The following is a 241-nucleotide window of genomic DNA, read 5'->3' as shown; positions in this document are numbered from 1 at the left end:
GCCTTTTAGTTTCACCTTGATGCGTTTGGTATTGTAATACTCAATGTATTCTTGGATTTTCTCTATGAGATCATTTGCGTCTTCAAAGTGCTGGTTATGGTACATCTCGGTTTTGAGCAGGGCAAAGAAGTTCTCAGCGACGGCGTTGTCTAAGCAGTTACCTTTTCTCGACATACTTTGCGTTAACCCTCTGGCAGCCACTGTCTGCTGGTATGTCCGGTGACGATACTGCCAACCTTGA

1 protein-coding gene is annotated in these 241 nt (G+C 44.8%); it reads right to left on the bottom strand.

Annotation, left to right across the window (positions count from 1 at the left end; translation table 11 throughout):
- On the bottom strand, positions 1-241 hold a 241-nt coding region (locus EA58_RS07160; RefSeq protein WP_036750832.1), incomplete at both ends, for an IS3 family transposase.

The organism is Photobacterium galatheae, assembly GCF_000695255.1.
Lineage (GTDB): Bacteria > Pseudomonadota > Gammaproteobacteria > Enterobacterales > Vibrionaceae > Photobacterium > Photobacterium galatheae.
This window is presented reverse-complemented; position numbering and strand designations above follow the sequence as displayed.